Annotated in this window: 2 protein-coding genes and 2 pseudogenes; 2 read left to right on the forward strand and 2 right to left on the reverse strand. The window is 68.1% G+C overall.

The genetic code is table 11. The features are described from left to right. Together A9X05_RS21680 and A9X05_RS21685 are read right to left on the reverse strand one after the other, a co-directional pair. Nucleotides 1-247, reverse strand: a pseudogene (locus tag A9X05_RS21680) (alpha/beta hydrolase); the annotation flags it as partial. Between the two features lie 57 nt (nucleotides 248-304). Continuing rightward, the gene (locus tag A9X05_RS21685; protein ID WP_067783996.1) at nucleotides 305-1,696 is read right to left on the reverse strand and encodes a wax ester/triacylglycerol synthase family O-acyltransferase; all 1,392 of its coding nucleotides are present in this window, start codon (nucleotides 1,694-1,696) and stop codon (nucleotides 305-307) included. Nucleotides 1,697-1,828: 132 nt separating this feature from the next. Here A9X05_RS21685 and panB point away from each other — a divergent pair, with 132 nt between their 5' ends. Together panB and A9X05_RS21695 are read left to right on the forward strand one after the other, a co-directional pair. Next, complete coding sequence (gene panB / locus A9X05_RS21690) at nucleotides 1,829-2,674, forward strand: 3-methyl-2-oxobutanoate hydroxymethyltransferase (RefSeq protein WP_067783998.1); 846 nt, start codon at nucleotides 1,829-1,831, stop codon at nucleotides 2,672-2,674. 130 nt (nucleotides 2,675-2,804) lie between these two features. Beyond that, nucleotides 2,805-3,146, forward strand: a pseudogene (locus tag A9X05_RS21695) (1,4-beta-xylanase); the annotation flags it as partial.

The following is a 3,146-nucleotide window of genomic DNA, read 5'->3' on the forward strand; positions in this document are numbered from 1 at the left end:
CACCGTCGAGGTGGTTGTAGTCGACGGGCACGGCCAGCTTGCCGCACAGCGCGCCGGGCGGAATCTTGGCCTTCGGGTTCGCCGAGCGGCAGGGTGTCCACTCCACCGCCTGCCCCAGCTTCGGCTCGGCCAGCACGGCGCGCCCACCGACGACGCGCACGCAACCCGCGAGGAGGAGCGCTACGGCCGCGACCGTTGTCCAAACCAGCAGCGTGCGCGCGACCTTGACGCGGCGAGACAGACCCATGCCAACATATGCTGCCAGAGGAAACCTGAGATCCTCATGAGCGGCACCACCGTCCGGCTACCGGGTGACCGCCAGCAGCTCTTCCATCGCCACCGCAAACTCGTCGGCCATCTCCCACAAGTCCGGCAACAGATCCGGGCACGAGAGCAACCCGATGTCCAACTTGCCCTGCAGGGACATGGCGGTGATGTTGAGTCCGGACCCGTGGAAGATCGGCCCCAGCGGATACATCGCCTTGACCTCGCAGCCCAGCATGTACAGCGGGACCTGCGGGCCAGGCACGTTGGACACCACCAGGTTGTGCACCGGCATGGTGTCGGTGAACCGCGTCCTGGCGTAGAGCCGCATCGCGATGCCGAAACCGGCGGGCGCCGCGAATTGCGTCCAATCCTGCAACAGCGAGGCGCCGATGGCGGAACTGTGTTCCTTGGCAACCGAATTCGCATGGGCGATGGCCCTGAGGCGCTCCGCGGGATCCGCGATGTCGGTGTGCAGGCTGGAGAACATCGCCGACACCTGGTTGCGGCCGGGCCGGTCGGATTTGCCGTGCACCGAGACCGGCACCGACGCCACCAGGGGCGAGTCCGGCAAAGCGTCTCGGTCGGCCAGGAATTGGCGCAGCACGCCGGAAACCAGCGCCATCACCACGTCGTTGACTTTCACGCCGAAATGGTTCTTCACCGCCTTGACGTCGCCGAGATTCAATTCGGCGTAGGCGATGTTCCGGCGGTCCGTGATCCGGGCGTTGAACACGGTCGCCGGCGCGGCGAACGGCCGCGCCATGGCTTGGCCCTCCAGCGCCCGCCGCAGCGTCGCGACCACCGAGGAGACGGTGTCGGGCACCACATTGGCCAGCTGCAGCGGCCGGGCGGCGAACCGGACGAGCCCGCCCGCGGCGATCTGCCATCCGCTGGCGCCGCCGACCCCGCCGGCCGGGTCCGGAGGCGGCGCGTCGGCTTCGGTGCTGCACAGCTGCGACATCAGGTTGGCGCCGGTCACCCCGTCGACGCCGGCATGGTGCACCTTGGTCATCACCGCCAGCCGCCCGTCACGATGGCAGTCGGTGCCCGCCACGCCTTCGATGACCCACATCTCCCACAGCGGGCGGCGCCGGTCCAACGGCGACTCGGCGATGTGACCGCAGATCTCCGCGAGCTCGGCGCGGCCGCCGGGCGCCGGCAATGCGATGCGGTGCAGATGCCGGTCAAGGAGGAAGTTCTCGTCGTCGACCCAGACCGGATGGTCGAGATTCAGCGGGCTGTTGGCCAGCTTCTCGCGGAACTCCGGGATGGCCTTGATGCGGAGCGACAGCGCGTCGCGCAGCCGGTCGAAGGTGTACCCGCCGGGCATGGTCGAGGTGTCCAGCTCCATGATCGAGCACACGTGCATGGGCTGCGACGAGGTCTCCAGGTAGAGGAAGCTGGCGTCGAGTCCGCTGAGCCGCTGCATGCCCGCATGGTATGTCTCACATCACACGGACGGTGCGACGGCGCAGCGGAGATGGCAGAATGGCACCGTCAGACGAACCCGGGGACCCGATCAGGGCCACGAGGATCGACCCGACCAGCACTAGGGACAATGATGTCTGAGCAGAACGTTTATGGTGCAAGCACGCCCGAGCACTCGCAGCCGCTCACCAAGATCCGCACCCACCACCTGCAGAAGATGAAGGCCGAAGGGCACAAGTGGGCCATGCTCACGGCCTACGACTATTCGACCGCACGGATCTTCGACGAGGCCGGCATTCCGGTCCTGCTGGTGGGCGACTCGGCCGCCAACGTCGTCTACGGCTATGACACCACCGTGCCCGTCTCCATCGACGAGATGATCCCGCTGGTGCGCGGCGTGGTGCGCGGCGCCCGGCACGCCCTGGTCGTCGCGGACCTGCCGTTCGGCAGCTACGAGGCGGGACCGGCGGCGGCCTTGGCCTCCGCCACCCGCTTCATGAAGGAGGGCGGCACGCACGCCGTCAAGCTCGAGGGCGGCGAGCGGGTGGCCGAGCAGATCGCCTGCCTCACCGCGGCGGGCATCCCCGTGATGGCCCACATCGGGTTCACGCCGCAAAGCGTGAACAGCCTGGGCGGCTTCCGGGTGCAGGGCCGCGGCGACGGAGCGGAACAGACCGTCGCCGACGCGATCGCGGTCGCCGAAGCCGGTGCGTTCTCCGTCGTGATGGAGATGGTGCCCGCCGAACTCGCCACCCAGATCACCGGCAAGCTGACCATCCCGACGATCGGCATCGGGGCGGGCCCGAACTGCGACGGCCAGGTACTGGTCTGGCAGGACATGGCCGGCGTCAGCAGCGGCAAGGCGGCCCGCTTCGTCAAGCGGTTCGCCGACATCGGTGGAGAATTGCGGCGGGCCGCAATGCAATATGCGCAAGAGGTGGCCGAGGGCGCTTTTCCCGCCGACGAGCACTGCTTCTGACAAATTCCTGGGCCGCTGGCCACCAAAACCGAAACTCGTTGTGTGGCAGGCGGGTACGATTGCTCTTGGGTAAGGTCTCGACTCCGAGAGCAAGGGTGAGCACATCGACCGGGGGACTCGCGGTGACTTCGTGCACCGCCGCACGGTGCTGAAGATACCGCTGCTATTGGCAGGAGGCGCCGCACTGGCCAAAGCACCACGCGCGGCGGCGCAGCCCGCGCCCGGCACCTCTCCGCAGGCGGCCCGCTGGTCCGCCGAGCGCGCCAACCGCTGGTATCAGGCGCAGGGCTGGCCGGTCGGCGCGAACTACATCACATCGAACGCGATCAACCAGCTGGAGATGTTTCAGCCGGACACGTTCGACGCCCGACGCATCGACACCGAGCTGGGCTGGGCCCGCGCCAACGGGCTCAACTCGGTGCGCGTCTTCCTGCACGACCAGCTGTGGACGCAGGACCGTCGGGGATTCCAG

The sequence above is a fragment of the Mycobacterium sp. E3298 genome, from assembly GCF_001666895.1.
Taxonomy (GTDB): domain Bacteria; phylum Actinomycetota; class Actinomycetes; order Mycobacteriales; family Mycobacteriaceae; genus Mycobacterium.